Here is a 23,209-nt window from a genome sequence, read left to right as displayed (position 1 = left end):
ATGCGGTTCCCTTTAACCCTGTTTCAAAGAACCAAACTCGTATGGAAAAAACGAACGCCTTACCAGACGGTCTACGTGTGCGAAAAGGGGCCCGTCCGGTATATGCGCTTCGCCAGCGAAAGCTGGCAAGGGGCGCTGGATATGCGGAACAAGGAACGGCTGCTGTTCCCGTACCAGCGTTTTTTTCTTATATACCGCGCATGGCTGCCGGAAGTCCGCTCTTTTCTGGCGTTGGGGGTCGGCACCGGAACCGCCATCCAGACCATCCGCCGCCGCCACCCCCATGCTGAAATTGCGGGAGTCGATATCGATACGGACGTCCTGCAGGCGGCTGTTGAATTCTTCGATTGTCCGTGCGATGAACGGACCCGGCTGTATTCGATGCACGGGCGAGCGTTTCTGGAGTCGACGGATCAACGCTTTGATCTCGTCTTTCTGGACGCTTTCGACTCTTATTCCATTCCGAGGTCGATGCGGTCGGTGGAATGTTTTGCCTCCCTTTCGAACGTGCTGGAGGAAAACGGGGTGTTGATCGTGAATGTAATCGGTGCGGTGAGCGGCTCCAACAATACATCGTTCCGAACCCTATACAAAACGGTGAACCGGGTGTTCCCGGATGTGCGGGTGCTCCCGGTGTCGCGCTGGACATTCATGGAACAAAATATTTTGCTGATCGCCCGCAAATCGCCGTCTCGCGAAATCCCTTCACATGCCCGAACCGACCCGGAATTGCGGAGATTGCTGAAGCGGATCTATACGCGGCCGATTCCGGTTGCGGACGTGTCCGTGTACCAAGACTAGGAGCAACGGAATTTGGACCCATGGTTCGCGTGTCGTTGTTGGCGTTTGCCTGTCTGTGCTATAATTGTGCCAGCCTTTTGTGGCGTGAGAGGAGAAACCGTATGTTTCATCTGGGGTTTGAACGTATTTTATATTTTGCGATCGCTTTTCTGATCGCCGCTCCCGTGCATGAGTTCGCCCACGCGTGGGTCGCCCACCGGTTGGGGGACCCGACGCCGGAACGGGACGGCCGTCTCACCTTGAACCCGCTTGTCCACATCGACTGGTTGGGATTTCTCCTGATCGTGCTGGCCGGATTCGGATGGGCGAAACCTGTCGTGACAAACCCTTCGATGTTTCGCGGCAATCGCCGGATGGGGATGCTGAAAGTCGCGATTGCCGGCCCGATCGCAAATCTCTTGCTTGCCATTTTGTTTTCCCTGATTGCAAAATCCGGCCTGGTGCCCTATGTGACGATGGACTCGCCGGTGGTGTGGGCGGTTATCTACATCAACGTCCTGCTGTTTGTGTTCAACTTGCTTCCGATCTTTCCCCTGGATGGTGAGAAGGTCGTTCGTTCGCTCGTTCCGATGCGGCAGTTGGGTTTCTTTTACAAGATGGAAACGTACGGCCCTTTTATCCTGCTGTTGCTCGTGTTTCTGCCTTTTAACGGTCGTCCAATTTTGTGGAGCATCATTGGCGGGCCGATCGTGACAATCCTGAACTTGTTGGCATAGGTGACCTCGCATGGGCACGGAATATTTGATCCGTTTGAATTCGTTTGAAGGGCCTCTGGATTTGCTTTTGCACCTGGTGGAAAAAAACGAGATGGATATTCACAACATCCCTGTGGCGGAGATTACCGACCAGTATCTGTCCCATATTCACGCCATGCAGGAGTTGCAGCTCGATGTCGCTTCGGAATTTCTCGTTATGGCCGCCACCTTGCTGGCGATCAAAAGCAACATGTTGTTGCCCAAACCCGAGCCGCTCTCGCTTGACGATGTGTTCGACCCGGTGGACGAGGGCGAGGATCCGCGTCAACTGCTGATGGAACGGCTGCTTGAATACAAGAAATTCAAACAGCTTGCGTATGAATTGCAGTTGCGGGAAACTCGCCGCAACAGCGTCTATACCCGCCCTCCCGGGGATCTAAGCGCTTTCATGCCGGATGCGGAGGCGAATCCGGTACGTGGGGTCTCGCTTTACGACTTGCTGGACGCCTTCCGGTCCGCCTTGGCGAAGGCGGACGGGCAAGATGAAGTCGCCCACGTACACCGGGATGAAGTTTCCGTCAAAGACCGAATTCAGGAGATCCTCGAATTCCTTCATGCCAATCAAGGACAAGCCTCCTTCGCTTCCCTTCTGTCCCGGTGTCGGCGCCGGGCCGAAATTGTGGTCACGTTTCTCGCAATTCTGGAATTGATCAAAAACCGCAAAATTCGTTGCGCCCAGGATCGATTGTTTTCCGACATTGAGCTTCAACTTGCGTTGTAAGTGGCGGTGACGGTGGAATGGTGAATCTGTTTATGGACTACAAAGAAGTGAAATCGATCATTGAAGGCCTGCTGTTCATGGCGGGCAGCGAGGGGCTTGCGGCCAAGCAGATTGCGGAAATCATCGGAACCGACCCGGAGGAGGCGGCCGATTTGTGCCACGACCTTGCGGCGGATTATCGCAGAGAAGGCCGCGGTCTGCAAATTGTTGAGGTGGCCGGGATGTTCCAAATGACGACGCTGCCGGAACATGCCCCGTATTTTGAAAAAATGGCCTGTCAGCCCCAACATTCCTCGCTGTCGCAGGCGGCGCTCGAGACGTTGGCGATTATCGCCTACAAACAGCCGATCACCCGCGCTGATGTGGAAGAAATTCGCGGGGTTAAAAGCGAAAAAGCAATCAACACCTTGCTTGCGAAAAAACTGATTGCGGAAGTGGGGCGGGCGGAAGGGCCCGGCAGACCGATTTTGTATGGGACCACCAAGGAGTTTCTGGAATGTTTCGGGCTGCGGGACTTGTCCGAGCTGCCGCCAGCCCCGGCCTTCCTCCCGCAGGAGGCGCTTGACGAAGAAGAACGCATGCTGTTTGAGCAACGCTCGATTTTTGACGGTGGTGGGGGCAGGGACGACCGCCAGCCGGAATGAACATTTGAATGTCTGTCGACCGGTATGTTCCAGGTGCCGTTAGGGAAACTTAACAGGTGAATCTTGGAAGAGGAGGGACCTGCATGGGCTGGGGATGGGCGGTTCTTTTAGGTTTGACCGGACTTGTTCTGCCCATGTGCCTCCTGCCGGTTGAAGTGCAGATCCGGTACATAAGAGACGGCGAAGCGGATCACCTGTGGCTGCAGGTGCGGACCTTATTCGGCCTCGTCAAATATACGTTGGAAATCCCTGCTGTCGACCTGATGCTCTCCAAAACCAATAAAACAGCCAAAGTGGTGGCGCAAGCGGAGAGCGGGACCGGGGGCAAAGCGAAAAACCGCCGGCCGCCGATCACCATTGCTGTTCAAAAAATCCGGTGGGCAATGCGAATCGAAAGGAAGTTAACCGAAAAACTTCACCGGTTTCATCAACATGTCGGAAAAGCGACAAAAGCTTTCCGGATTACCAAAATGAACTGGCATACGGAACTTGGCGCGGGGGATGCCGCGTTAACCGGAACCGCCTCTGGACTGGTCTGGTCAGTCAAGGGAATTGCGGTCGGATGGCTCTCCCGTTTTTTCTCGGTTCGCGTCAAACCCGATCTGGCTGTGCAACCGCACTATGCAGAGATGCTGCTGCGAAGCCGCTTCGACTGCATAATCCGTTTTTGGGTCGGGCAGGCTATTCTGGCAGGCATTCAAATGGGCATCTATATGCTGAGGGAGGGAAAACAATCATGGCGGATCATCCGATCCAAGGTTTGATGCAGACGGCGATGGAGAATATCAAGGAAATGGTTGATGTCAATACAATCATTGGGGATGCGGTGGAAACGCCGGATGGCAGTGTCATTCTCCCGATTTCCAAAGTCGGGTTCGGATTTGCGGCCGGCGGCAGCGAATTCGAGATGGACGGAGGCGGCGAAAATTCTTTGCCGTTTGGCGGCGGTGCGGGCGGTGGAGTGTCCATCACGCCCGTCGGCTTTTTGGTCGTCAGCAACGGTCAAGTCAAACTGCTTTCGTCCGAGGCGCCCAACCAACTGTATGAACGGCTGATCGACATGGCTCCCTCCGTACTCGAAAAGATTCAATCCATAACGGGCAAAAAAGGGAATCAGCAACAGCGGACATCCAAAATCATAACGACGGCAACCACGCAGACCCCGGAATCTTCGCCGGACATACGGTGAAATCGGACGGAACCAGAAGCCACCCGCAGCTCGGGTGGTTTTTGTTTGTCCTATTTGCAGACGGACTTGCATATATCTTTGATGAAATTCCCCTGTAGGAGGTCGTCATGAAACAGCGTCGGTGGTTGGTTTTCGGTCTGGCTGTGATCCTGTTCCTGTCGATTCCGCTGCAGGCTTTCGGCCGGGAGGCGTGGAACCCGGAGCGGTTCCGCGATGAAGTGGCAATTTCCGCCGAGTCCGCGACTCTGATCGATGTGCAATCCGGCCGTATCTTGTACGGAAAAGACATGAACAAACGAATGCGAATCGCAAGTCTTACCAAAATCGTCACCGCGATTGTGGCGATCGAATCGGGAAAACTGGAGGAAACCGTTACAACTTCAAAAAACGCCTACGGGGTGGAAGGTTCATCGATTTATTTAAGCCTTGGCGAAAAACAAAAGTTGATCGATTTGGTGTATGCGATCATGCTTCGTTCGGGAAATGACGCGGCAACCGCGATCGCGGAACATGTCGGCGGCGGTTCGGCGCAGAAATTCGTCGATATGATGAACGCAAAAGTCAGGGAGCTCGGGCTGACCGGCACACATTTTGCAAATCCCCACGGGCTAGATGCGGAAGGCCACTATTCGACCGCCCACGATCTGGCGGTCCTGACGGCGTATGCGCTTCGCAATCCGATTTTTGCCGAAGTGGTCAGGACGAAAATCAAGCGGATTCCTTGGGAAGGTAAAGAGTGGGACCGGGTGATGCGCAACAAAAACAAAATGTTGTACCGGTACGAGGGAGCCGACGGTGTGAAGACGGGCTATACGGAAGCCGCCGGGCGCTGTCTTGCGTCGAGCGCGACCCGGGACGGACGGCAGTTGGCGGTGATTGTGTTAAATGACGGAAGGGATTGGGACGATTCCGCCAGACTGCTCGATTACGGATTCACCAAATACCAATATGCGGCAGGGGTGAAAGAAAAGGAAACGGTGGGGACTCTTCCCGTCAAGAAAGGAACCGCGGAAACGGCGGAAATCATCGCGAAAACATCCTTCGGATATCCGGTTCGTGCGGAAGAGCAGGAACTTTTGCGGAAAGAAATCGAATTGCCCGAACAGTTGAAAGCCCCGGTCCGGGAAGGGGAAAAAGTCGGGGAGATGACCGTGTATTTTAACGGCCAAAAGGTTGGGACCGTGGATCTCGTTGCAAGGACAACGATTGACGCGACCGGTTTACTGGCCGATTTGAAACGGTTTTTGAAAGGGCTGTTCACCAAATAAAAAAGGGGTGCGTCGCACATGATCAACGGGATCTGGATGGGCCTCCTCATAACGGGCATTGCCGTCGGCTTTGCAACAGGCAATGTCGACGGCGTCACAAGGGGAGTTTTAAAAGGCGCGGAAAACGGAGTTTCGCTTTGTCTCGGATTGATCAGCATTCTGGTGTTTTGGTTGGGTCTCATGAAAATTGCGGAAGAGGCCGGATTGGTGCAGTTGCTGGCGAAGGCCCTGCGCCCGCTGGCCCGTCTGTTGTTTCCGTCGGTTCCGCAACACCATCCCGCAATGGGCTCCATATTGGCCAATATGAGCGCCAACATTTTGGGGTTGGGGAACGCGGCGACTCCTTTGGGACTGAAAGCGATGCGGGAACTGCAACAATTGAATCCCGACCCCAACCGGGCCAGCGATGCGATGTGTACGCTGCTTGCCATAAACACTGCCAGTCTGACCATCATTCCGGCGACGGTTATCGGCTACCGGATGCAGTACGGGTCCGCCAATCCGACGGAAATTGTCGGAGCCACGATCCTCGCCACTTTTCTGGGCACCACAGTCGCCGTCATACTCGATCGGCTGTTTCGCGCTTATGACCGGTGCAAGAGGAGGACTCCCTGATGGAATGGGTGAATGCCTTGTCGCAATGGATACTGCCGGTTGTCATCGCTGCCATCGTTGTCATCGGCCATTTCCGCAAGGTTCCGGTCTACGAAACGTTTGTCGAAGGGGCGAAGGAAGGCTTCCCCACAGCCGTCAGACTGATTCCGCATCTGGTCGCCATGATGGTGGCTGTATCGGTGTTTCGTGAGTCGGGAGCGCTCGATCTGATGCTGAACTGGATGCGTCCACTCTTCGAGCGGCTCGGCATTCCGCCCGAAATCGTGCCGATGGCCCTGCTGCGGCCGGTATCGGGAACGGGGTCGCTGGCGGTAATGAACGATATCTTTCAGACCTATGGGCCTGATTCTATGCTCGGCCGGATCGCATCGGTTCTGCAAGGGTCGAGCGACACGACTCTGTACGTGCTGACCGTTTACTTTGGTTCCGTCGGCATCCGGAACGCCAGATATGCGGTAAAAGTCGGCCTTTTGTCCGATCTGGCGGCCGCGTTTTTTTCGGTATTGGCAGTGTATTGGCTTTTTGCCGTATAATGAGAAGTGAATCATGGGGCAAAGACGGTGAAAGCGTGGAACGTTTGCAAAAGGTGCTCGCACAAGCGGGAATCGCATCGCGCCGCAAGTGTGAAGAATTGATCGTGGCGGGGAAAGTCACAGTTAACGGGACGGTGGTGCGGGAACTCGGCACCAAAGTCGATCCCGGCCGGGACCTCGTTTTGGTGGAAGGAAATCCGGTCCGAAAACAATCGCCGGTTTACATCCTGCTGCACAAGCCGGTCGGAGTGGTAACCACCGCTTCCGATCCGCAAGGACGCAAAGCGGTGATCGATCTGGTGAAAGCCGAGGAGCGCGTTTTTCCTGTCGGCAGATTGGACATGAACACGAGCGGCCTGCTGCTGCTGACAAACGACGGGGTTTTGGCTAACGGCCTTATGCATCCCCGGCATGAAGTGGACAAGAGGTATCGCGTGGAGGTTAAAGGCGAAATCTCCGACGAAGCGTTGAAACGCTTGGAAAAAGGGGTCCTGTTGGAAGACGGCGTGACAGCTCCCGCCAAAGTGAAGCTTTTGAAGCGCACGCCGCAGATTTCCCTGTTTGACATCACCATTCATGAGGGGCGGAACCGACAGGTCCGCCGCATGTGCGAAACGGTCGGACATCCCGTTCTCCGGTTGAAAAGGGTGCAACTCGCGTTTCTGACGTTGGGGGCTCTGCGGCCGGGCGCTTGGCGGACATTGTCCGAACAGGAAGTTCAAAAACTCTATCAGATTGCGGGGATACAGAAAGAGTAGCGGTTTGTGATGAACCTTTTTTCACAAAAAATTCACCGAGTCGGTTCAACCTTGACCCGACAGGTACGCTATAATGAATTTAAAGTACGGATCATTCAACAAGTACACAATTTGGCTGAGGTGTTCCATACGTGGCGGTCCAAAGCAGAATCGGCAGGTCGATTACTGTGGGAGTGTTGCTTCTCGCGGTCGTCGGCATTGTTTTCGCGCTCATCAATTTTACGAAATCCGACAAAACGGGAGTTTCGGCCGGACAAGCCGCACCGGATTTCACCCTTGCGGATCTGAACGGGAATCGGCTGTCTTTGCACGACTTACAAGGAAAAGCCGTGCTGTTGAACTTCTGGGGGACGTGGTGCGAACCCTGCCGCAAGGAAATGCCGGCCTTGCAGGCGGCCTACGACAAATTCAAAGACAAAGGGTTTGTCGTTCTGGGGGTCAATATCGGGGAAAACAAAGTGACGGCAAAAGGCTTTACGGATCGGTACGGGATTACGTTTCCGATGGTTTTGGATACCGCGCGGGATGTCACGCTGAACCTGTACAAAGTCGGTCCGATTCCAACCTCTTTTTTCATCGACAAAAACGGTGTCATTCAACAGGTGTTTGAAGGTCAGATGACGGAAGAGTTCATATCCAAAAAAATTCAGACGTTGCTCGCACAACCATAAGGGAATGATGCATAATGAATCCAGTGGCGGCCAACAAAAGGCGCCGTTCTGTTTTTGAGTGGCTATGGGATTTCTTCGCCTCCGTAAAAGTGGCGATTGTCATCATTGTTTTGATTGCTTTATCAGCCGTTATCGGAACTGTGCTTCCGCAGGAGGATTTTATTTCTTCACCGAACCCGGCGGTCTTTTACCCGCAGACCTACGGCAGGTTTGGGGAAATCTACTACAAACTGGGTTTTTCCCATATGTACACGTCCTGGTGGTTTGTCACGCTATTGTTGGCGCTTGGCGTGTCATTGGTGATCTGTTCCCTGGAACGGGTGGTTCCGCTGTACAAGTCTTTGCAGCGGCAGGAAGTGAAACCGGCGCTTTCCGTTGTCCAGCGGAAAAGAATATATCTCGCCGTAGACGGGGCGGATAAAGCCGCCGCGGACCGCTTGGCGGAAGAACTGGCCAGGAGAAGATACAAAGTCCGGCGGGAAGGATCGGCTTTTTTCGCGGAAAAAATGAGAATCTCGCGGTTCGGGGCCTACATTCTGCATATTGGTCTGATCATAATTATTCTTGGCGCGTTGTCCCGGCTGATTCCGGGATGGTACGTATCGAAAAACATCTGGATCGAGGAAGGGCAGACGGTTAAAGTGCCCGGTTCCGACTTTTCGGTCCGCAACGATCATTTTAAAGTGGAGTTTTACGAAGACGGGCGGCCGAAACATTTTGAAACGGAGGCGGTCATCATTGACAATGGCCAGGAAGTAATGCGTGGGAAGATCATTGTCAACCACCCGTTGAAATACAAAGGAACGATGTTGTTCCAAGCGAATTATTTGCCGCCTTCGATCAAACTCATCGATGTCCAACTGACGGAAAAAAGCACGGGCAATCCATTGGGCACGTTTCAAATAGACGTTTCCAACGTACAAACCGAATATAAAGTCGGGCCATACACCGTTCGCGTTTTAGATTATTTTCCCGATTTTGACATGATAAACGGGCAGCCGGCCACCCGATCGACCGGTCCGAACAATCCCGTTTTTTTGGTTCAGGTGGAAGGGCCGGATGTCAAGAAGCCGGGTCCGCAGTTTTTCTTTGTTTTGCAGCAATTGAACATCGAGCAAAACACAAATTTTGACCTGTCGCTTGTCGGCGGCAAAATGATTCAAACAACCGGACTCCGCGTACAGAAAGACAACGGGATTCCGATCGTTTACGGCGGCTGCGTCGTGGTTCTGGTGGGGCTTGTTCTGGTGTTTTACTTCCGGCACCGGCGCGTCTGGTGCCAAATCCGTGACGGCGTATTGCACATCGGAGTCCATACCAGCAAGAATTGGTACGGGATGCGGAAAGAAATGGAACGCGTTCTCCGCTCCCTCGGCTGGCAGCAGGAAATCCGTATTCGGCAAGGAGGGAATGATTGATGTATCTTGAAATATCCGCGTGGTTCTATTGGGCCGCATTCTTTGGCTACCTGATCGCCTCGGTTTTGTACATTACCGGGGTGACGGGCAAGAAAATCAAGATCAAGAACGGGGAAGCGTCATCGAATGTCTGGACCCGTTGGGGATATATCGCGTCGGTTTTTTCCGTAATCGTGCAATTGGCGGGCTTTGTCACCCGATGGATCGGCCAGGGCCATTCTCCCACATCCAACATGTATGAGTACATGAGTTTCTGGGCCTGGTGCATTATGCTCGCATTTGTCGTGATCAGCGCATTTTACAAATTTCCGATACTCGGTGCGTTCGCCGCGCCGACCGCGCTTGCAGTTTTGGGATACGCGAATGTGTTTCCGGACGTATCCATGGCACTGATTCCGGCCTTAAAAAGTTATTGGCTGTATATCCATGTGACAACGGCGGCGATTGGCGAAGGGGTGCTGACGATCGCTTTTGCGGCGGCGCTGATGCACTTGTTGGTGGTCACCGACTTGAGTAGATGGGACCGAAGGAGCAAGGCGCTGGAATTTGTCCTGTTTTTGTTTCTTGCGATGGTCGGTTTCGTAACCGTCTCATTAGCTTTTAAACTTCAGAACTACCGCATTGTGGAACCGGTCACCGGCCTCGTCTACAAACTGCCGCCGCTGATTGGACCCACTGGCACGGAGGTCGGCTCGCTCGGAAGCTTCTTTGGCATTCCGGAACCGCTGTTTAACGTTCCAAGCTGGATGACGGGAGCCAAAGCTGCCGTCAAGTCTAACACCTTGCTGTGGACGCTGCTTGCGTCTTTGATTTTGTATTGGCTGCTGCGTCTGTTGAACCGCCGCAAACCTTTGGTTGCAACCGTTTCCCAATGGGTGCAGGGATTGGACGCGGCTGCTCTGGATGAACTGTCTTACCGGGCGGTGGCGATCGGGTATCCGATTTTCACCCTGGGGGCTTTGGTGTTTGCCATGATCTGGGCGCAGGAAGCCTGGGGCTCCTACTGGTCCTGGGACCCCAAGGAGACCTGGGCTTTGGTGACATGGCTTTATTATACAGCTTATCTGCATCTGCGCCTGTCGCGCGGATGGGAAGGAGAGCGGGCTTCCTGGATGGCGGTGGCAGGATTTGTCGTTATTTTGTTCCTGTTGGTCGGAGTCAATTTCCTGATTGTCGGCCTTCATGCGTACGCTTAACTGGTTTGCCCGGTTACGGACGCATGAAGCGGGACGCTTTCATTTTAACCGGCTGATTCGGAGGGAGAAGTATGGAAAACGTTGTTCGTATCTTGGTTGTGGATGATGAGGAACGGATTCGCAAGCTGGTCCGGATGTATCTTGAACGCAACGCGTTTGAAGTCGATGAGGCGGAAGACGGAAAGGAAGCGCTGGATAAAGCGCTCAGCAATGCGTACGATCTGATCATTTTGGATTTGATGCTCCCGGGAATGGACGGCCGTAAAGTTTGTGAAGAAATACGGAAAAAAAGCGAAATTCCCGTGATCATGCTGACCGCCGCCGGGGACGAATCCAGCCGTATTCACGGGTTTGAGCTGGGAGCTGACGATTATGTCGTAAAACCTTTCTCACCGCGTGAACTTGTGATGCGCGTTAAAGCTTTGCTCAAGCGCACCCAAACGAAGAGCGATCCGGTCCACCAGGACGTTGGCCAGATTCTTTCGATCAATGGGTTGACCGTCAACATGGACTCGCGCAAGGTGCAAGTCGGGGAGGAAGAGGTTGCCCTGACCCCGAAAGAATACGAATTGCTCTGTTATCTGATGCAACGGCCGGACAAAGTGTTTTCCCGTGAAGAATTGTTGCGCGACGTCTGGAACTACCAATTCTTCGGCGACCAGCGCACTGTCGATACCCACGTGAAACGGTTGCGGGAAAAGCTGGGACGTCATTCGGAAAAGGTTGCGGATATGATCGTTACGGTCTGGGGCGTCGGCTACAAATTCGAGGTGCGCGAGTGATTCGCAACAGCGTCGTCGTCAAACTCTGGCTGACGATCATCGTTCTGGTCGTTTTTGTCCTGTCGGTGCTGGCCGTTTTTTTGGAGCAGTTGTTTGACACTTATTTTTATTCTGCGCAGGAAACCGAGCTTCGCAACAGAGCGGCCTACATCAGCAGCATTTTGGTGCGGCAGCCTGACTCCACATTGGCCATGACGATCGCGGAAGAACTGTTGAATGAATCCAACAGCCGCATGGAAATCATCGGCCCCCTTTTTTCAAACCAGGACTCAAATTTTCTGGACACGTTGCCGCTGGACATCAAGCAAAAAATGATGGCGGGCGAACAGGTTTTGCGGCGCGGGACGACTCCCGGGTTTGGCGATTTTCGTTCCGACACCAACAGCGCCTGGGTGCTGCATCCGATTCAGGATCAAGGCCGGATTCGCGCCTTGCTGCTGATCCACCAGCCCGTTACTGTCATTGAGACGGCGATCGAGCAGATCCGGAACTTGATTTTCTTTGCGGCCGGGATCGCGATTATCCTAACTACCGGTCTGTCCTTTGTGGTGTCGAAGAATCTTTCGCGGCCGGTGATCCAAATGACAAAGGTCGCCGAACAGATGGCGAAGGGCGACTTTCACGGGAAAGTCAACGTCGTGACCGGGGACGAAGTCGGCCGTTTGGGCCATACTCTGAACTTCTTGGCCGAAAGTTTGACGGATACGATCGATAATTTGTCGAAGGAAAAAGAACAGTTGTCTGGCATTTTGCTCTCGATGACATCGGGCGTGGTGTCTGCCGATTTGGAAGGCAGGGTGACGCTTGCCAACCAGCCGGCAAGAAAGTGGCTGCGCTCCTTGTTGTTGGAAGAGACCGGACAACCGCTGGAGGACCGCCTGCCAAAGGAATTGAACGATTTGAAAAATCTCGTGCTGGAAAAACCGGAAACGAAAGTTGCGGAACTTAACTGGCAGGGGCGTTACATTGCGTTGACGATGACCCCGTTGTACGAACCGGACGGCGGTGCGGTCAGGGGCGTCGTCGCGGTGTTCCGGGATGTGACGGAGGAACGCACCCTTGACCGGATGCGCAAGGATTTTGTTGCCAGCGTGTCCCACGAATTGCGGACGCCGCTTGCGATGATGCAAGGTTACGGCGAAGCGCTGCTGGATGAGTTTGGCGACGATCCGGAGCAGCGGCGGGAACTTACGCAAATCATTCTCGATGAAACGAACCGGATGAAGCGTCTCGTCAACGACCTGCTCGATTTGGCCCAGTTGGAAGCGGGGCAATTCGAACTGCACGCTTCGGAGATTGATTTGACAAATGTCGTCAAATGGATCGGGCGCAAGTTCCAGACTCTCGCTCATGAACGGCAGATTCACCTTGGTGTCGATTTGAAGGAAGAAGAACCCTGCCTGATTGTGGGAGACTCCGACCGGTTGGAACAGGTGTTCACGAACCTGATCGACAATGCGATGCGCCATACCCCAGCCGGCGGAACCGTGACGCTTTCGATGCGGAAACTCGGCTCTTATGTTCAGGTATCGGTCTCTGATACAGGGGAGGGAATCCCGGAAGAGGATTTGCCTTTCATCTTTGAACGTTTCTACAAAGTGGACAAAGCGCGGACCCGATCGAAAGGCGGCACCGGATTGGGATTGTCGATCGCAAAAAATATCGTGGCCAAACATCATGGTGATATAGTGGTTTCCAGCACCGTCGGAAAAGGAACGACGTTTACCGTAATGCTTCCCCTCTTGCAGCAAACCGCCCCCCTGCACTAAAAGAAGCAGGGGGTTTTACTTCGCAGGTGTTTTTTGCGGGATAACCGGGATAGCGATTACGTTTCCGGAAACAGGCGGCTTAAGATATCAGCGATTTCGTCAGAAAAGGAGGAGACGGGCCGTCCGGCGCGAACACCTTCCGCCAGTTTGCGGATTCTCGTCACGGTGTCCAAATCCGCCGTGACGATAGCCTTGTAACCCGGTCCCGTTCGCTCGGCCGCTTCTTTTACAGAATATTTGACCGAATCGATTTTGGAACCGCTGATGTCCGATTTCAAGTCGACACCAACCAGGGAAAGGCGGCCGATCAACAACACGTAAGCCCGCTCGACACCGGGAATCCCCGTAAGAATTTGTGCGATATGGTCCGCTTGTTGGGACGGATTGCCATACGTTTGCGGCCGTTCGGCCTGCTGGTTCGCTCGTATGTTTTTTTGTTGATCCGGGTTGCCCGGTTTTTCGGGTGCTTCTTTGGCGGACGGGTGTTCCTCCCCCGGAGGGGTGCGCTCCTGGCTGGGCCGGTTCATACCGTCGGCGGTCGGTCCGTATTTTGGCGCCTGGGCTACCGGACGACACCCCGCAACGGTTAGAAAAGCACAGAAAGCGAGAATGGCTGCCGCCCATTTTTTATCATTCATACCAATCACCTCAGGCGTAGTATTGCCTGCACCTCAAAATATTCGTAAGGGATCTCACGGAAATTTTGGTTGAATATGGGGTAGTATAGATGGCAGAGGTGACGGGAATGTCTTGGGTGTATTACGGGAAACTGTTTGACAGCAAATTTCAGGCGGGTTGTCTGGCGGCGAGAATTCGGGACGACTGGTGGACCAATCCGGCCAGGTCTCCCCGATTTGTCGGCATTTATCAAACGAAATCCGGGCGCTACGGCGTGAAATACCTGTGGTGACTGGCTTTTTCACGTGGAACAATTGGCAAAATTCCGAAAAATGATGGAAATTGTCGGTTGCCCCGGTCGAAAATTCAACAAAAAATTCCATGCTCCAGATTGAAGCACTGGAGTAGAGATGTTAGGAGGAATTGACTATGCACAAAAATCCGGATGATCAAAAAATTGCGAAATTGCTGCGTGAATCCAAGACGATTGCCGTGTTTGGCCTGTCGGACGATCCGGCCAAAGCGAGCAATCAAGTGGCCCAGTATTTGCAGTCACAGGGATATGAAATCGTTCCGATCAATCCCAAACTGACGACCGTATTGGGACGGAAGGCCTACCCGACGCTGTTGGATGTCGAAGGCCCCGTCGATATTGTTGACGTATTCCGTCGAAGCGAGCAAATTCCGGAAGTCGTCGATCAGGTGATGCAAATGAAGCACAAGCCGAAAGCGGTCTGGATCCAGCTGGGCATCGTCAACGACGAGCAGTGCCAGCGGGTTGAGGAAGCGGGGATGATGGCCATCCAGGACGCTTGTATGAAAATCGAACATCGCCGCTTGCTCGACCAAGAGGCGCTTTAAAAATAGCTTTCCTCTCCTGATTTGGAATTGGATTGCCGATATGGGGCAAATTATCATTAAGGATGGGAGAACGACCATCCGCTGTTTCAGAAAAATAGGATACAGGGGAGGAACTGATTTCATGAATCCGGATCGGGCAGCCACGCTACCAGCCGAAAAGGAGCAAACCCATGCAGACCGCTCCTGATCGCCGGACTGATTGTAGCCATGCTTTTTGCATCTCTGGACAATACAATCGTCGGCACTGCAATGCCTAAGATTGTCGGAGAACTTGGCGGATTAGACATGATGACCTGGTTAACGACGGCGTATATGTTAAGTTCTACAGCAGTTGTCCCGGTTGCCGGCAAACTTGCCGACCTGATCGGTCGGAAAGTGGTGTATGTTGCGGAGCTTACAATTTTTAGGTTTTCTACATAAATCTTCCGGTTGGCATTTTGGCAACTGTCCTGATCAGCATGGGGCTTAAGGGGCATCATGCTGATCGACCGGTTGCAATTGACATTGGCGGGATTATTACGATGATTGGCGGCGTGGTCAGCTTGCTGCTTGCGTTAACGTTTTGGGGCAAAGATTACCCCTGGACATCGTGGCAAATCCTCAGTCTGTTTCTTGGGTCAGCGGTGTTTCTCGCTCTGTTTGCGGTCATCGAGTCGAAAACACGTGAACCCATTTTACCGATGTACTTGTTTGAACATAAACCCTTCTCCGTTTTGAACGGGATCGGCTTCCTGATGTCTGTCGGGATGTTCGGAGCCATTATGTTTGTCCCCCTGTTTATGCAAGGAATTATTAGAATTAGTCCTTCCGCCTCCGGAACCGTCATGATGCCCATGATGCTCACCATGATAGCGGCAAGTATTCTTGGCGGTCGATCGGTAAGAAAAATTGGCATCCGTACCCAAATTATGATCGGGATGATCACAATGGCTGTGGGATTTTGGCTCTTGTCGACAATGGGAATCCTGACTTCAAAATGGGTCGCCATGAGTTATATGATGGTGCTTGGGGTGGGAATTTTGGTCTGATGATGCCGATCCTAACCCTCGCTCTGCAAGAAGCGTTTCCCAGGTCAGAACTGGGGGTGGTCACTTCCTCCAGCCAATTTTTTCGGCAAATCGGAGGAACATTCGGGATGACGATTTTGGGGGCTGTTATGAATTATCGTTCAACCAGTTTGTTGACCGAACAGCTGGTGCCGATGCTGGAAAAACTGCCTCCCCAGTCGCACGGGATGGCGGAACAGTTTGCATCGATGATCAGAAGCAATCTCCAAGGCTTGTATTCGATCTTATTAAGCCCGGAAACATTGCAAAAAATACCATCCGCTGTCCAACAACTGCTGCTTCCGGTTTTGAAGACGGCTTTGGTGGATACATTGCACAACGTGTTTCTGTACGGCTTGCTGTTTGTCCTGCTTGGTGCTCTGTTGACACCCTTTGTTGGACCTTGGACAGAAAAAAGGGAAAAACTGTCCAGTAGAAACACGATCAATCTTTCGTACACTTGTGCCGGGCAGATGGGAGGACATCTTTGCCTTTTCTTTATCCCCCTTTCTTTTCTTGCTGAAATATGTTACTTTTGAATCGATATATCTCCACTAGGGGTGCTGCTTGTCGGCTGAGAGAGGATTTCCTCAACCCTTGGAACCTGGCACTAGATAATGCTAGCGTAGGGAAGTGGGTGACGACACTGCATAAATTGCGTCATTCTTGCGTCATTTGCCGCCTTCCCGTAGTAAGGAAGCGGTTTTTTTGCTATCTGACGCGGAAAGAGAAGTGTGAATTTGTATGGACAGCAGATTGTATGTGATAACCGGTTCCGCTTTTTTAAAAGGGCGGCGCCTGGAAGACGTGATCAACGAAGCCATTCGCGGCGGAGCGGACTGCGTTCAATTGCGGGAAAAAGACTTGTCGGGCAGGGCTTTGTTGGAAATGGCAACCGTTTTGCGGAGGCTGACGAGAGAGAAAGGGATCCCGTTTATTGTCAATGACAGGTTGGATATTGCGCTTGCTTCCAATGCGGATGGCGTGCATCTCGGCCAGGACGATCTGCCGATCGGAACCGCAAGAGAGTTGCTCGGACCCGACAAGATCGTCGGCATCTCGACGCACAATCCGCGGGAAGCGGTGGCAGCAGAACGGGCGGGCGCCGATTACATCGGATTGGGACCTGTCAATCCGACCGAAACCAAACCCGATGCAAAAGCGGCTATCGGTGTGGAAGGGGTGCGGGAGGTCCGCCGCCACGTATCGATTCCGATTGTAGCGATCGGCGGAATCAAACGGGAAGATGTGGGCGAAATTATCCGCGCCGGCGCAAACGGAGTCGCTGTGATCAGCGCGATCATAGGAGCTGATGACGTGTACGGAGCGGCGTTTGCCATGCGGTCAGCAATCGATCGCGTTCGGGGGGAGGACGGGAAACGGCATGGAACTTACGATTAACGGTCAGGTCAAAAATATTCCCGGTGCCAAAACGCTTGCCGATGTGGTTAACCATTACGGTCTCAGCGACAAGATTATCGTGATCGAGCACAATCTGGAGATTGTGCCGCGGGAAAAGTACGGGGCAACCAAAGTGGCACCCGGAGACAAAATCGAGATCGTCCACTTTGTTGGTGGCGGTTGATTAAGGAGGATACCAAATGGCAATACAAACCATGCAAACGGATGAATTGCGGATTGGCAACCACGTTTTTAGCTCCCGGCTGTTTCTTGGCACGGGCAAGTTCCCCGATTTGGACATACAGCAACGGGCGGTCGACGCGTCCGGTGCCGAGGTGCTGACATTTGCCGTCCGGCGGCTGAATCTTGAGAATCCGGATGCGCCGAATTTCCTGGAACGTCTGGATCTAAAAAAATTCACCCTGCTGCCGAACACCGCCGGTGCCACCACGGCGGAAGAAGCGGTTCGCATTGCGCGTCTCGCCCAAGCGTCGGGACTGTGTGACATGATCAAAGTCGAAGTGATCGGCGATCCGAAAACCCTTTTGCCCGATCCGATCGAAACGCTAAAAGCGACCCGGATTCTTGTCGAGGAGGGGTTTACGGTTCTGACCTACACTTCAGATGACCCGATTCTTGCCCGCCGCTTGCAGGATGCGGGTGCGCACGCCGTGATGCCGGGCGCTTCCCCGATCGGTTCCGGACTGGGAATCGTGAACCCGCATTATCTCAAATTCATCATTGAAGAAGCAAAAGTTCCGGTCATCATTGATGCGGGAGTCGGCTCTCCGGCGGATGCGGCCCTGGCGATGGAACTGGGTGCGGACGGTGTGCTGCTCAACACCGCTGTGGCCGGCGCGAAAGATCCGGTGTTGATGGCGGAGGCGATGAAACTGGCGGTGGAAGCGGGACGCAAGGGTTATCTTGCCGGCAGAATTCCGAAAAAACGGTACGCAAGCGCGTCCTCTCCGCTTGAAGGCATGATCGAATAGGGAGGAGACCGGCATGCACATTCAGGGGTTCGCGCTTGGTGCGTTTCAAACGAACTGTTACGTTCTTACGGATGAGGGTACACGCACTGCCATTGTCATTGATCCGGGGTATAACCCGGACATTGTGCTGGATGCGATCGACGGTTATCAGGTGACGCATATTTTGTTGACCCACGCTCATTTGGACCATATCGGAGGGCTTGGAAAACTCAAAGAATTGACTGGAGCCCCGATTCTCATCCACGAAAACGAAAAAAACTGGCTGACCGATCCCATGTTGAACGGATCGGGCAGATGGCCGCAACTAGGAGGGTTGATTACCGGTCCCGCAGCGGACCGGTTTGTCGCGGAGGGCGATAAAATCCCGTTTGCGGATCGCGAGTTGTCGGTGGTTTTCGTGCCGGGACATTCCCCCGGATCGGTCGCCTACATTTTGGAGAATCAAGTGTTTGCAGGCGATACGCTGTTTTACGGAAGCGTCGGGAGAACGGATTTGCCCGGTGGGGATTTTGACACGCTGGCGACAAGCATCAAAACCAAACTCTACACGCTTCCACCAAATACGATCGTGTATCCCGGCCACGGGCCGGAGACGACCATCGGACGGGAACGAAACTACAACCCGTTTGTCCGGGATGATTATGTCCATAACGGGAAATAGGAGGATGTAAATGGGTTGCACCACCATCCTGTTTTCCGATAATGGAATATGTGTGGAGGATTGATTTGTTGCCAAAGGGGGAGATATAATTAGATTATTAACTTAAAATTATTAAAATTTACAGAGGGGGGTCTTTGTGAAAAAAGGAGTGCTTTCCATTCTGCTCTGGACCGCGATTTCGGTCCTTGGCGCCGCGGCGTTCGGACTGCTGGCACTGTCGAGAGGGGAAACAATTTCAGCCGCCTGGCTGGTTGTTGCCGCTGTCAGCTCGTATGCGGTTGCATATCGATTTTATAGTAAATTTATCGCCAGAAAAATTTACGAAGTGAATGACAACCGCGCGACCCCGGCTGAAATCAACAACGACGGGAAGGACTACGTTCCGACGCAAAAATGGGTGTTATTCGGGCATCACTTTGCCGCAATTGCAGGAGCGGGTCCGTTGGTCGGCCCAATTCTGGCGGCCCAGATGGGATATCTGCCGGGGGCGCTTTGGATTATTGTCGGCGTCGTTCTTGCGGGAGCCGTGCAAGACTCCGTGATTTTGATGGCGTCGATGCGCCGAAACGGCAAATCGCTCGGGCAAATGGCAAAAGAAGAAGTCGGCCCGTTTGGCGGAATGATCGCGTCGTTTGGGATTCTTGCGATTATGATCATCTTGATTGCCGTGCTGGGTTTGGTGGTTGTGAAAGCGCTTGCGGAATCTCCGTGGGGCGTGTTTACGATTGCAATGACGATTCCGATTGCCATCTTTATGGGGATTTACATGCGGTTTATCCGTCCGGGACGCGTTTTCGAAGGTTCCGTTATCGGATTTGTGCTGCTGATTTTGTCTCTGTGGGCCGGCCAGTATGTCGCTGCAGACCCGGCGTTGTCGAAAATGTTTACCTTCCGGGCCGACCAGCTGGCGATCATGATCGCCATTTACGGCTTTATCGCATCGATCTTGCCGGTTTGGTTGTTGCTGGCGCCACGCGATTACCTGAGTTCGTTCCTTAAGATTGGAACCATTTTCCTGTTGGCTATCGGCATTCTGCTTGTGCTGCCCGATTTGAAAATGCCTGCCATCAGCAGATTCGTGGATGGAAGCGGTCCGGTATTTGCGGGTCCCTTGTTCCCGTTCCTGTTTATTACGATCGCGTGCGGTGCGGTGTCGGGGTTCCATTCGCTGGTTTCCTCCGGCACAACACCGAAGATGCTGGAAAAGGAATCCCATTCCCGGATGATCGGTTACGGCGGCATGCTGATGGAATCGGGCGTGGCGGTAATGGCCTTGATTGCCGCTTGTGCGCTGGAGCCGGGACTTTACTTCGCGATGAACTCACCGGCGGCTGTGATCGGGGCGGATGCGGCGGCAGCCGCTGCGAAAATCTCCGCCTGGGGATTCCAGGTGACTCCCGAACAAATTACCAACGCCGCGAAAGAAATTGGCGAGAAAACGATCCTGTCCCGCACGGGTGGAGCTCCGACTTTGGCCGTTGGGATGGCGGAGATTTTCTCCCAGTTCCTTGCCGGAGCAAAGGCGTTCTGGTATCATTTCGCGATTTTGTTTGAAGCGGTCTTTATTCTCACAACGATTGACGCGGGAACCCGGATCGGACGTTTCATGATCCAGGACATCATCGGCAACTTCTACAAACCGTTTGCCCGTACCGATGTATTTGCGTATAACGTCATTGCATCGGCGTTGATTACGCTCGGTTGGGGATATTTCCTCTATCAGGGCGCCGTTGACCCGTTTGGCGGCATCAACTCCCTGTGGGCGCTGTTCGGGATTTCTAACCAGATGCTGGCGGGGATCGCCCTTGCGGTGGCAACCACCATTATCATCAAAATGGGCAAAGCCCGTTACGCTTGGGTGACAATCGTTCCGTTCGTCTGGTTGTGTGTGACAACCTTGGGAGCAGCCTTCATGAAACTGTTCTCTTCCGACCCGGCGATCGGATTCTTCGCGCATGCCAACAAATATCAAGCTGGCATCGATAAAGGTCAGGTGATGGCCCCGGCGAAGAATATGGATGTCATGCATCAGATCGTTTTCAATGACCGTTTGGATGCAGCTGTTACCGCGATCTTTATCGGGGTTGTGGTCCTCCTGATTCTGAACGCGCTGTGGACATGGTTCAACATTCTGGTCCGCAAGCAAAAATATGAATTGAAGGAAACGCCGTTCGTTCAATCGAAATATCCGAGTACAACGGGAGCGTGATCGGTCGTGAAACAAATGTTGGGGTGGATCAGCCAGGCCCGGTCAAACGTAAAGACGATTTTCGGCATCCCGGATTACGAAAAATATCTGAAGCATCACGAGTCCACCCATCCGGACCAGCCTCCCATGTCGGAAAAAGAGTTCTACATGTATGCATTGAAAAATCGGTATGAAAGCGGATCGGTAACCCGCTGCTGTTAACCGTGTGGGCTACCTCAAGCTTCCCGCGTTCCGCGGGCGGCTTGAGGTGGTTTTTTTACGTGCATCAGGAACCTGTCCCGGGAACACAACTAAAACAGGGGGTGGGGAAAATGTGCATACCGAAAGCCGCGAAACAGATCGACGAGCAACTGGTCGGGAAGTGGAAACGGTGGGCGGCAAAGGCGATCCATCCGGTGGCGATTACGGGAGCCGGCATTTCGGTGGCAAGCGGACTGCCCACAGTTTCGGCCGAATGGAAGGGGATCGAATTGCGGGATTTTTTTACCCGCGAGATGTTCGTTAGCGAGACCGCAAGATTTTACCAATATTACCGCCATATTCTCCGGCATTGGCAAACCGCCAAACCGAATCCGGCGCATATCGCCCTTGCGGAAAACGGTATGCCAATCATAACGCAAAACATCGATGGTCTGCATACCCGTGCCGGGAGCCCGCATGTGCTCGAGCTGCACGGAAACTTGCTGGAACTCACTTGCCGTCGGTGTGAGGCGATTTTCCCGTCCGATATGGCGTTTCAGGCAGAAATCCCAGCTTGTCCGTCCTGCAATCATCTTTTAAAACCCAATATTGTATTGGTAGGCGAAGAAGTATATCATTATGGAACAGCGGTGGATTGGGTCGGCAAGGCCGATTTGCTGCTGATTGTGGGAACCCGTCTGGAGATGGCGCCCTGTCGGCAACTTCCTAAGATCGCTTTCAGAAATGGCGTCCCGGTAATCCGCATCAACCGGGCGGCGGAGAAGATTTTGCCGGCGATTTTGCCGCAACAGGCTGGCGCTTGGAAAACGCGCAACAAAACGTAAAAAAGCCTTCAACCATTCCACGATGGTCAAAGGCGTTGCCGTCCGGCCGTGGCATATGTAATTTCTCACCAACGGGATTCCGGACCGGCAGTGATAAATGCGATGGAAAGAAACGCGCCCGCAATTCCGACAAACACAGCGGCAAGCCCAGCGGGGTTGTGTGAAAGAAGCAAAGCGAACACAGCAAAAATTGCACACATGATTGCAATACCCAAATAATAGCGAAACACGGAATCTCCTCCTAGTCGAGCCAAGTTCTATCTTACATAGTACCACGAATTTTTGTGACTATGCAACATTTGTCACAAAATCGCCATGAAAGATGGGGAAAAATGATGGATTGGATAGCCGGAATGATCGGCAGTGTAATGATTGCGGGAATCGCATACCGGAAGCGGTCGTTGTCATTGTCGGGCATGCTTGCCGCCGTCTTGTTGGGAACCGTGCTGTACGCTTTGGGGAGCGCCGCGTGGTTCGGCACTTTGATCGCCTTTTTCGTTTCTTCGTCTTTTTTGTCGAAATGGAAGCAAAAAGTGAAAGAAAAACTGGAAACGGTGTACGAAAAAACGGGAAGGCGGGATGCGAGCCAGGTGTTTGCCAACGGCGGATTGGGAGTTTTGTTGTGCGTTGCGAATTATTTTTGGCCGAATCCGGTTTGGTGGAACGCTTTCATCGGGGTGATGGCCACGGTAAATGCCGACACGTGGGCGACAGAAATCGGCAGCTTGAGCGGGTCGTCTCCCCGTTCCATCCTGACCGGCAGAATTGTTCCTGCCGGAACGTCGGGAGGCGTATCCGCTCCGGGGTTAATCGCATCGGTTGCCGGCGGACTGTTCATCGGAATTGCCGCTTGGCTGTTGCTAGCACTTTTTCCTGATCAAATCGGGAACCGGGTACCGGTTGGCTCGACAGTGAATCTGATGCCGTTGCTGTTGACGGCGACGGCAGCCGGGACGGCAGGCTCGTTGGCGGATTCGGTTCTCGGCGCAAGTGTGCAAGCGATGTATCGTTGCTCCTGCTGCGGCAGAGAGGTGGAACGGAGGATTCATTGCAACCGGCCTGCGGGTTTTGTCCGGGGATTGCGGTTTTTTAACAATGACAGGGTCAATTTGTTTAGTTCCGTCATCGGCGGAGCGGTTGCCGCATGGTGGGGATAGTTGACAGAATATGTCTTATGTGAAATTGGTATTTTCGGGCAAATGCGCCACCTTTTCACTAATGGATTCCTGCGCCAGTTCAATTATAATAAAATCAGTCGTAAGATTGACTGGCTCCC

General features: G+C 53.3%; 27 protein-coding genes, 1 pseudogene and 1 riboswitch. Of the genes and pseudogenes, 26 read left to right on the top strand and 2 right to left on the bottom strand.

The window, feature by feature from the left end; all coding sequences use genetic code 11:
- From AC4ED1_RS11840 to AC4ED1_RS11770, 15 genes are all read left to right on the top strand, one after another.
- Positions 1 to 801 carry a spermidine synthase gene (locus AC4ED1_RS11840; protein ID WP_490938825.1) on the top strand — a complete coding sequence of 267 codons (801 nt, stop codon included), beginning with the start codon at positions 1 to 3 and terminating at the stop codon, positions 799 to 801.
- A 101-nt stretch (positions 802 to 902) separates the two neighbouring features.
- On the top strand, positions 903 to 1,517 hold the full coding sequence (locus AC4ED1_RS11835; protein ID WP_490938823.1) for a site-2 protease family protein: 615 nt from the start codon (positions 903 to 905) through the stop codon (positions 1,515 to 1,517).
- Positions 1,518 to 1,527: 10 nt separating this feature from the next.
- On the top strand, positions 1,528 to 2,277 hold the full coding sequence (locus AC4ED1_RS11830; RefSeq protein WP_490938821.1) for a segregation and condensation protein A: 750 nt from the start codon (positions 1,528 to 1,530) through the stop codon (positions 2,275 to 2,277).
- Positions 2,278 to 2,309: 32 nt separating this feature from the next.
- A complete protein-coding gene (gene scpB / locus AC4ED1_RS11825; protein ID WP_490938947.1) occupies positions 2,310 to 2,921 on the top strand; it encodes an SMC-Scp complex subunit ScpB in 612 nt (203 codons plus the stop codon).
- Positions 2,922 to 3,004: 83 nt separating this feature from the next.
- On the top strand, positions 3,005 to 3,685 hold the full coding sequence (locus AC4ED1_RS11820; RefSeq protein ID WP_490938816.1) for a DUF2953 domain-containing protein: 681 nt from the start codon (positions 3,005 to 3,007) through the stop codon (positions 3,683 to 3,685).
- Positions 3,658 to 4,110 carry a GerW family sporulation protein gene (ytfJ, locus tag AC4ED1_RS11815; RefSeq protein ID WP_490938814.1) on the top strand — a complete coding sequence of 151 codons (453 nt, stop codon included), beginning with the start codon at positions 3,658 to 3,660 and terminating at the stop codon, positions 4,108 to 4,110. The genes AC4ED1_RS11820 and ytfJ overlap by 28 nt, the downstream gene beginning before the upstream one ends.
- 107 nt (positions 4,111 to 4,217) lie before the next feature.
- Positions 4,218 to 5,378 carry a D-alanyl-D-alanine carboxypeptidase family protein gene (locus AC4ED1_RS11810; protein ID WP_490938812.1) on the top strand — a complete coding sequence of 387 codons (1,161 nt, stop codon included), beginning with the start codon at positions 4,218 to 4,220 and terminating at the stop codon, positions 5,376 to 5,378.
- A gap of 18 nt (positions 5,379 to 5,396) precedes the next feature.
- Positions 5,397 to 5,993, top strand: a complete 597-nt coding sequence (locus AC4ED1_RS11805) for a nucleoside recognition domain-containing protein (RefSeq protein ID WP_490938810.1) — start codon at positions 5,397 to 5,399, stop codon at positions 5,991 to 5,993.
- A complete protein-coding gene (locus AC4ED1_RS11800) occupies positions 5,990 to 6,526 on the top strand; it encodes a spore maturation protein (RefSeq protein WP_490938945.1) in 537 nt (178 codons plus the stop codon). Before AC4ED1_RS11805 ends, AC4ED1_RS11800 begins: the two co-directional genes overlap by 4 nt.
- Before the next feature lie 35 nt (positions 6,527 to 6,561).
- Positions 6,562 to 7,284 carry a pseudouridine synthase gene (locus tag AC4ED1_RS11795; protein ID WP_490938809.1) on the top strand — a complete coding sequence of 241 codons (723 nt, stop codon included), beginning with the start codon at positions 6,562 to 6,564 and terminating at the stop codon, positions 7,282 to 7,284.
- A gap of 131 nt (positions 7,285 to 7,415) precedes the next feature.
- Positions 7,416 to 7,955 (top strand): thiol-disulfide oxidoreductase ResA, encoded by a 540-nt coding sequence (resA, locus tag AC4ED1_RS11790; RefSeq protein ID WP_490938807.1) that lies wholly within the window; start codon positions 7,416 to 7,418, stop codon positions 7,953 to 7,955.
- Between the two features lie 14 nt (positions 7,956 to 7,969).
- Positions 7,970 to 9,373 (top strand): cytochrome c biogenesis protein ResB, encoded by a 1,404-nt coding sequence (gene resB / locus AC4ED1_RS11785; RefSeq protein WP_490938805.1) that lies wholly within the window; start codon positions 7,970 to 7,972, stop codon positions 9,371 to 9,373.
- Positions 9,373 to 10,569, top strand: coding sequence for a c-type cytochrome biogenesis protein CcsB (gene ccsB / locus AC4ED1_RS11780; RefSeq protein WP_490938803.1), 1,197 nt, complete (start codon positions 9,373 to 9,375; stop codon positions 10,567 to 10,569). Before resB ends, ccsB begins: the two co-directional genes overlap by 1 nt.
- Positions 10,570 to 10,640: 71 nt before the next feature.
- The gene (locus AC4ED1_RS11775; protein WP_490938801.1) at positions 10,641 to 11,351 is read left to right on the top strand and encodes a response regulator transcription factor; all 711 of its coding nucleotides are present in this window, start codon (positions 10,641 to 10,643) and stop codon (positions 11,349 to 11,351) included.
- Positions 11,348 to 13,120: an ATP-binding protein gene (locus AC4ED1_RS11770; protein ID WP_490938799.1), complete on the top strand. Its 1,773-nt coding sequence runs from the start codon at positions 11,348 to 11,350 to the stop codon at positions 13,118 to 13,120. Before AC4ED1_RS11775 ends, AC4ED1_RS11770 begins: the two co-directional genes overlap by 4 nt.
- 56 nt (positions 13,121 to 13,176) lie before the next feature.
- Here the strand turns inward: AC4ED1_RS11770 and AC4ED1_RS11765 are convergent, their stop codons facing one another.
- Positions 13,177 to 13,758, bottom strand: a complete 582-nt coding sequence (locus AC4ED1_RS11765; RefSeq protein ID WP_490938797.1) for a YhcN/YlaJ family sporulation lipoprotein — start codon at positions 13,756 to 13,758, stop codon at positions 13,177 to 13,179.
- A gap of 89 nt (positions 13,759 to 13,847) precedes the next feature.
- Here AC4ED1_RS11765 and AC4ED1_RS11760 point away from each other — a divergent pair, with 89 nt between their 5' ends.
- The 10 genes and pseudogenes from AC4ED1_RS11760 (at position 13,848) to AC4ED1_RS11715 (ending at position 21,933) form a co-directional block, all read left to right on the top strand.
- Entirely contained in the window at positions 13,848 to 14,030 is a 183-nt protein-coding gene (locus AC4ED1_RS11760) for a hypothetical protein (RefSeq protein ID WP_490938951.1), read from the top strand.
- A gap of 137 nt (positions 14,031 to 14,167) precedes the next feature.
- A complete protein-coding gene (locus AC4ED1_RS11755; protein WP_490938795.1) occupies positions 14,168 to 14,599 on the top strand; it encodes a CoA-binding protein in 432 nt (143 codons plus the stop codon).
- 207 nt (positions 14,600 to 14,806) lie between these two features.
- Positions 14,807 to 16,184 (top strand): annotated as a pseudogene (locus AC4ED1_RS11750) (MFS transporter).
- A 7-nt stretch (positions 16,185 to 16,191) separates the two neighbouring features.
- Positions 16,192 to 16,294: riboswitch (TPP riboswitch) on the top strand.
- A gap of 95 nt (positions 16,295 to 16,389) precedes the next feature.
- Complete coding sequence (thiE, locus tag AC4ED1_RS11745; protein ID WP_490938793.1) at positions 16,390 to 17,046, top strand: thiamine phosphate synthase; 657 nt, start codon at positions 16,390 to 16,392, stop codon at positions 17,044 to 17,046.
- Positions 17,030 to 17,230: a sulfur carrier protein ThiS gene (gene thiS, locus AC4ED1_RS11740; RefSeq protein ID WP_490938791.1), complete on the top strand. Its 201-nt coding sequence runs from the start codon at positions 17,030 to 17,032 to the stop codon at positions 17,228 to 17,230. Before thiE ends, thiS begins: the two co-directional genes overlap by 17 nt.
- Before the next feature lie 16 nt (positions 17,231 to 17,246).
- Positions 17,247 to 18,038: a thiazole synthase gene (locus AC4ED1_RS11735; protein ID WP_490938789.1), complete on the top strand. Its 792-nt coding sequence runs from the start codon at positions 17,247 to 17,249 to the stop codon at positions 18,036 to 18,038.
- A gap of 13 nt (positions 18,039 to 18,051) precedes the next feature.
- Positions 18,052 to 18,699, top strand: a complete 648-nt coding sequence (locus AC4ED1_RS11730) for an MBL fold metallo-hydrolase (RefSeq protein ID WP_490938787.1) — start codon at positions 18,052 to 18,054, stop codon at positions 18,697 to 18,699.
- A gap of 136 nt (positions 18,700 to 18,835) precedes the next feature.
- Positions 18,836 to 20,908, top strand: a complete 2,073-nt coding sequence (locus AC4ED1_RS11725; RefSeq protein WP_490938785.1) for a carbon starvation CstA family protein — start codon at positions 18,836 to 18,838, stop codon at positions 20,906 to 20,908.
- Positions 20,909 to 20,923: 15 nt separating this feature from the next.
- Positions 20,924 to 21,109, top strand: a complete 186-nt coding sequence (locus AC4ED1_RS11720; protein ID WP_490938944.1) for a YbdD/YjiX family protein — start codon at positions 20,924 to 20,926, stop codon at positions 21,107 to 21,109.
- A 110-nt stretch (positions 21,110 to 21,219) separates the two neighbouring features.
- Positions 21,220 to 21,933 carry an SIR2 family NAD-dependent protein deacylase gene (locus AC4ED1_RS11715; RefSeq protein WP_490938783.1) on the top strand — a complete coding sequence of 238 codons (714 nt, stop codon included), beginning with the start codon at positions 21,220 to 21,222 and terminating at the stop codon, positions 21,931 to 21,933.
- 65 nt (positions 21,934 to 21,998) lie between these two features.
- Here the strand turns inward: AC4ED1_RS11715 and AC4ED1_RS11710 are convergent, their stop codons facing one another.
- On the bottom strand, positions 21,999 to 22,163 hold the full coding sequence (locus AC4ED1_RS11710) for a hypothetical protein (RefSeq protein ID WP_490938781.1): 165 nt from the start codon (positions 22,161 to 22,163) through the stop codon (positions 21,999 to 22,001).
- Between the two features lie 102 nt (positions 22,164 to 22,265).
- Here AC4ED1_RS11710 and AC4ED1_RS11705 point away from each other — a divergent pair, with 102 nt between their 5' ends.
- Complete coding sequence (locus AC4ED1_RS11705; RefSeq protein ID WP_490938779.1) at positions 22,266 to 23,090, top strand: DUF92 domain-containing protein; 825 nt, start codon at positions 22,266 to 22,268, stop codon at positions 23,088 to 23,090.
- Positions 23,091 to 23,209 lie beyond the last annotated feature (119 nt).

This window comes from Effusibacillus sp. SKA8, assembly GCF_058273125.1.
Note: the sequence above shows the minus strand (reverse complement) of the source record. Positions and strands in the feature narration are given on the sequence as shown.

Coding starts and splice junctions, on each gene's coding strand:
- AC4ED1_RS11840 (WP_490938825.1), top strand. CDS start 1: ATGCGGTTCCCTTTAACCCTGTTTCAAAGAACCAAACTCGTATGGAAA.
- AC4ED1_RS11835 (WP_490938823.1), top strand. CDS start 903: ATGTTTCATCTGGGGTTTGAACGTATTTTATATTTTGCGATCGCTTTT.
- AC4ED1_RS11830 (WP_490938821.1), top strand. CDS start 1,528: ATGGGCACGGAATATTTGATCCGTTTGAATTCGTTTGAAGGGCCTCTG.
- scpB (WP_490938947.1), top strand. CDS start 2,310: ATGGACTACAAAGAAGTGAAATCGATCATTGAAGGCCTGCTGTTCATG.
- AC4ED1_RS11820 (WP_490938816.1), top strand. CDS start 3,005: ATGGGCTGGGGATGGGCGGTTCTTTTAGGTTTGACCGGACTTGTTCTG.
- ytfJ (WP_490938814.1), top strand. CDS start 3,658: ATGGCGGATCATCCGATCCAAGGTTTGATGCAGACGGCGATGGAGAAT.
- AC4ED1_RS11810 (WP_490938812.1), top strand. CDS start 4,218: ATGAAACAGCGTCGGTGGTTGGTTTTCGGTCTGGCTGTGATCCTGTTC.
- AC4ED1_RS11805 (WP_490938810.1), top strand. CDS start 5,397: ATGATCAACGGGATCTGGATGGGCCTCCTCATAACGGGCATTGCCGTC.
- resB (WP_490938805.1), top strand. CDS start 7,970: ATGAATCCAGTGGCGGCCAACAAAAGGCGCCGTTCTGTTTTTGAGTGG.
- ccsB (WP_490938803.1), top strand. CDS start 9,373: ATGTATCTTGAAATATCCGCGTGGTTCTATTGGGCCGCATTCTTTGGC.
- AC4ED1_RS11775 (WP_490938801.1), top strand. CDS start 10,641: ATGGAAAACGTTGTTCGTATCTTGGTTGTGGATGATGAGGAACGGATT.
- AC4ED1_RS11765 (WP_490938797.1), bottom strand. CDS start 13,758: ATGAATGATAAAAAATGGGCGGCAGCCATTCTCGCTTTCTGTGCTTTT.
- AC4ED1_RS11760 (WP_490938951.1), top strand. CDS start 13,848: ATGGCAGAGGTGACGGGAATGTCTTGGGTGTATTACGGGAAACTGTTT.
- AC4ED1_RS11755 (WP_490938795.1), top strand. CDS start 14,168: ATGCACAAAAATCCGGATGATCAAAAAATTGCGAAATTGCTGCGTGAA.
- thiE (WP_490938793.1), top strand. CDS start 16,390: ATGGACAGCAGATTGTATGTGATAACCGGTTCCGCTTTTTTAAAAGGG.
- thiS (WP_490938791.1), top strand. CDS start 17,030: ATGGAACTTACGATTAACGGTCAGGTCAAAAATATTCCCGGTGCCAAA.
- AC4ED1_RS11735 (WP_490938789.1), top strand. CDS start 17,247: ATGGCAATACAAACCATGCAAACGGATGAATTGCGGATTGGCAACCAC.
- AC4ED1_RS11730 (WP_490938787.1), top strand. CDS start 18,052: ATGCACATTCAGGGGTTCGCGCTTGGTGCGTTTCAAACGAACTGTTAC.
- AC4ED1_RS11720 (WP_490938944.1), top strand. CDS start 20,924: ATGTTGGGGTGGATCAGCCAGGCCCGGTCAAACGTAAAGACGATTTTC.
- AC4ED1_RS11715 (WP_490938783.1), top strand. CDS start 21,220: ATGTGCATACCGAAAGCCGCGAAACAGATCGACGAGCAACTGGTCGGG.
- AC4ED1_RS11705 (WP_490938779.1), top strand. CDS start 22,266: ATGATGGATTGGATAGCCGGAATGATCGGCAGTGTAATGATTGCGGGA.